Below are 4,298 nucleotides of genomic sequence, written 5' to 3' on the forward strand. Positions count from 1 at the left end.
AAATCGGAAATGTTTTACGGTTATGAGAAGTCGTTTCAGTCGCTTAAGCAATTGGAACAAGCTATTGTAGACTATATTGATTACTACAACAATAAACGAATTAAGGTAAAACTAAAAGGACTTAGTCCTGTGCAGTACAGAACTAAATCCTTTGGATAAATTAATTGTCTAACTTTTGGGGGTCAGTACATATGCTACGGGAAAGTTATGCACTTAATTTGACAATTCAAGATGTAAAAATATATACTAATATTTGACAAGTTGTCCTAAAAATGTTGTTATGTTATGGATTGATCGAATCTAACTAAAGGATCCTATTCAATTACTAGAACTATCACATACTCAAGGTCAGCTCACAGATGAGCAACTATTTTGGTTACAATACCTACTAAATTTAAGTCAAACAAATAATTTAGTCAAAATTAAAAAAATAGAGGAACATAAATATGATTACAAAACGGAATGTAATAGTGTTCTACGATTTTTACTAGATAAAACTGTAAATTCTGAAGGAAGGATCACTTCTTCAACAGAATTTGGAAATTTCGTAAGTAATTTATCATTCCAACACGGAATAGCTGGACTACTGTTTCCTCTAAATAAATTGCCCCCCAGAACTGGATTCTAAAATACTCTCTATCATCAAGAAAGCAGTGACAATTAGAACGACACACACATATGAATATCAATACTCGCTGCTATTTGGTGATTCAGGCTATCTATGGTTACTCCTACATTTATTTTCTATCAGTAAAAATCAATACTATCTACAATTAGCAAACGTCACCGCTAAGAAATTAATAGAGAATTATGATACTCTAGAGGAAATAGACTTTGCATTGAGAAAATCTGGTGTCCTATTGTCATTAATAAAATACTATCAATTTACCAATGACAATACTCTTAAAATTTTCATCCACAATAGTATAGGGGAAATTTAGCATTATTTCCTACAAAGAGATACAGCCAAAGAAAGCATTTTAGACTATAGCTTTGCTCATGGATATTGTGGAATTGCATAGGCTTTATTTGCCTATTCTAAAGTCTTAGAACCTTCTATGTTCTATAATGATCTCCATACATTCCATACTGAATTAAAAAAATTATTAGAAAAAATTACTTCTAATACTAAAAATTTAGGAAATTTACAACTTTCTTGGTGCAAAGGAATTTCCGGAATAATCTTATATCTTTGTATGTACGATTGTGACGGAAACAAAGATATTATTAGTAAATATCAATAATTTGTTTTTAACCATCATCTAAAAATGATGACAGGATATTGCCACGGAATAACTAGCTTACTACAAACCACTGTCTACAATCAAAACAAATTACTGATGAAAAAAATCCAACAGGTAATTTTAGCATGTTCTGAACGAGATGATCACGATTTACTGATGTTTCAAGGAGATAGGAGTAAAGCAGATTTGTTTGAAGCATGGGGGTATATTGGTGTCTATTAAATAATAAATTCCCATTCGATGTGCAGAAATAAGGAGAAAAGTATGAAATTATTTTGGACAAACAACATATATAGACAGTTGCTGCTAAACAGCTGTTTTTCATCATTCGGCGACAGTATTTTCTACCTCGCCATTATCAATTATGTGGCTCAGTACAATTTCGCTCCGCTAGCGATTTTACTGATTTCCATTTCAGAGGTGGTTCCCCTACTATCGCAACTCTTTCTCGGAATTCTAGGAGATTTTCAAGAAAATAGAGTCAAACACGCACTCTGGATTGCCAAAATCAAAATCCTGCTCTACGCTATTTTGACAGTATTTCTCGTCTTGTCGCCCTTTTCATTAGTTTCAGTCATTATGATTGTCATCATCAACCTTATCTCTGACACCTTGAGCTACCTGTCTGCCTACATGATGAACGCCCTCTACATCAGTATAATTAAGGACGACCTGCATGATGCCATGGGGTTCAGGCAGTCTCTGATGAGGGTTGTCCGCATTGTCGCCAATCTAGCTGGTGCATTCCTTATCAATGTTATGAGTATTCAAACTATTTCCCTTATCAACACTCTGACTTTTGTCATTGCCTTTTGGGGCCTGTATGTTATTCGACATACCTTGTATGAGGTTGAAAAAAGGATTGAAATGTCACATACAGCACTGAGTTTTAAGAAATATTTTCAACATCTTAAACAGTCGCTGGCTGTGCTCCTGAGGTTAAAAGATACCGTCATACTACTGTTTCTGACGACCAGTATGATTGCCATCTTGGATGTGTCTCCTCGGTTGATTGCCCTCCGCTTCATCCAACAGACACTAGCACAACTGAGCATTGGGCAACTCCTCGCCCTGCTCTCCATCATCATTTCTTGTGGAGCTATCCTTGGCAATATGACCAGCAGTAATCTATTTAAAAATATCCGTTTCACGCACCTCTTGGTTTTCTGTGAGATTTCCCTATTGGCTCTAATAACTAGTATCCTTTGTCAAGCTTATATCGTAATTTTCATGACCAGTTTCATCAGTTCTACGATTATCGGCATTCTCAGCCCTCGCCTACAAGCAGCTGTCTTTGCCTATATCCCCAGTGACAAGATGGGGACGGTGGGCTCTGCTCTGAGCACAGTGGACATTCTCGCCCCGTCCCTGCTCTCCCTATTAGCCCTATCCATAGCATCGAGCGTTTCGGTGCAGTTAGCATTGATATTTTTGTATCTTATTTTGATTGCTCTTATCTTTTGTCAATGGTTAGTCAAGTTCAACACTCATAACTAACGAAAAAGCATGTGTAGATTTCACATGCTTTTAATCTCCCCAATCGTCAGGTCAAGTACAACAAAGTCACTTCTTTGATTAAGCGAGTGTTCTAATATAATTATAAGCTCCCTGTCATTACCGAACCCATTCGCCATTATAATTGACAGAATAGCCGTCTACGGTCGTATTCACTGCCAAAGCACCTGAGCTATAAGCATAATACCATTTGCCATTGACCTGGAACCAACCTGTCTTCATATCTCCATTACTTGCATTTAGGTAGTACCAAGTTGAACCATCCTTATACCAGCCAGTGGCCATTGCTCCTGATGAACGGAGGTAGTACCACTTGTTACCAAGGTATTGCCAGCCCGTTTTCATATCGCCGTTTGACTGGTCTAAATAATACCAAGTTAAGCCTTCCTGATACCAGCCAGTGGCCATTGCTCCTGATGAACGGAGGTAGTACCAGTTATTACCTAGATATTGCCATCCTATTTGCATGATGCCAGTTGCTGGATCTAGGTAGTACCATGGAGCCGCTTTAAGCTTCTCTTCATCATAGGTTAGAGGATAATCCTTGATCCAACCACGTGCTATCTCCCCAACAGGCAATCTGTTGATGCGAGAATCAAAGCCACCATCCTTCTGCAAATAATACCAGTCCCCATTATCATAAACCCAACCAGTTTTTAAGGTGTGATAACTACGCTGATCTTCAAAATAATAGACTCGTTTCTCTGCTGGGCTATCATATTGTTCCCCATGATGTTTGTTGGTATTTGTAGCAGTTTTTGCTTCTAACACTTGCTTGCCAACAAATTCTTGTAGTACCCCATCTTGACCAAAGTAAAACCAATCTGGTCTAAAAGCAATATCTTTCCTTAGAGAAGAACCAATCGTAACCCCTTCGTATGGAGCAGGTATATATTGCCAGCCGACAACCATCTCTCCAGATAAAGAATCAAAATAATAGTACTTACCATCAATCACTCGCCAGTCCGTTTCTTTGAGGTCCCCCTTCTTGTAGTAGGTTCTTCCGTTTTCTTGGACAAAATGCCATCCTTCAGAATCATCTGCAAATACTACATTTGTAGCTAGAAAACCAAAGAATATTGCTGCTAATCCAACTTGCATCATTTTTTTCAAAAGTTTCATGTATATACCCTCCAATATTAAATCCACTCACCAGATGAGGCGAAATTATAAATTTTACCATCGATAGTTTGGCTACCTGTAACCATTGCTCCAGAGGAATTGAGATAATACCAGTTTCCTCCTACTTTTATCCAACCTGTTTTCATGTCTCCATTAGTAGGATCTAGATAGTACCATGTTGAACCATCTTTATACCAACCAGTCTTCATATCACCATTGGTCTTATCTAAATAATACCATCTTCCTCGTACATATTTCCAACCTGTGGACATTGAACCAGAGGTTTCAAGATAATACCATTTGCCATTTATACTTTGCCAACCTGTTTGTTTATTACTATTCTTATAATAATACCAAGTATCACTAATCAACTTCCATCCATCAATAGAATGCCCTTTAATAACAGAGTAGATGAAA

3 protein-coding genes and 2 pseudogenes are annotated in these 4,298 nt (G+C 37.3%); 3 read left to right on the forward strand and 2 right to left on the reverse strand.

Annotation, left to right across the window (positions count from 1 at the left end; translation table 11 throughout):
- The 3 genes and pseudogenes from HT736_RS10760 to HT736_RS10765 all read left to right on the forward strand — a co-directional run.
- Nucleotides 1-159, forward strand: a 159-nt coding sequence (locus tag HT736_RS10760; RefSeq protein ID WP_150852579.1) for an integrase core domain-containing protein, incomplete at its 5' end; no start/stop codon positions are given.
- Nucleotides 160-653: 494 nt separating this feature from the next.
- Nucleotides 654-991 (forward strand): annotated as a pseudogene (locus HT736_RS11865) (lantibiotic-modifying protein).
- A gap of 517 nt (nucleotides 992-1,508) precedes the next feature.
- Entirely contained in the window at nucleotides 1,509-2,741 is a 1,233-nt protein-coding gene (locus HT736_RS10765) for an MFS transporter (protein ID WP_000765697.1), read from the forward strand.
- Nucleotides 2,742-2,858: 117 nt separating this feature from the next.
- Here the strand turns inward: HT736_RS10765 and cbpF are convergent, their stop codons facing one another.
- Together cbpF and HT736_RS10775 are read right to left on the reverse strand one after the other, a co-directional pair.
- On the reverse strand, nucleotides 2,859-3,881 hold the full coding sequence (gene cbpF, locus HT736_RS10770) for a choline-binding protein CbpF (protein WP_023941576.1): 1,023 nt from the start codon (nucleotides 3,879-3,881) through the stop codon (nucleotides 2,859-2,861).
- Nucleotides 3,882-3,898: 17 nt separating this feature from the next.
- A pseudogene (locus HT736_RS10775) lies at nucleotides 3,899-4,298 on the reverse strand (choline-binding protein G); the annotation flags it as partial.

It is taken from the genome of Streptococcus sp. 339 (genome assembly GCF_013277285.1).
Lineage (GTDB): Bacteria > Bacillota > Bacilli > Lactobacillales > Streptococcaceae > Streptococcus > Streptococcus pseudopneumoniae.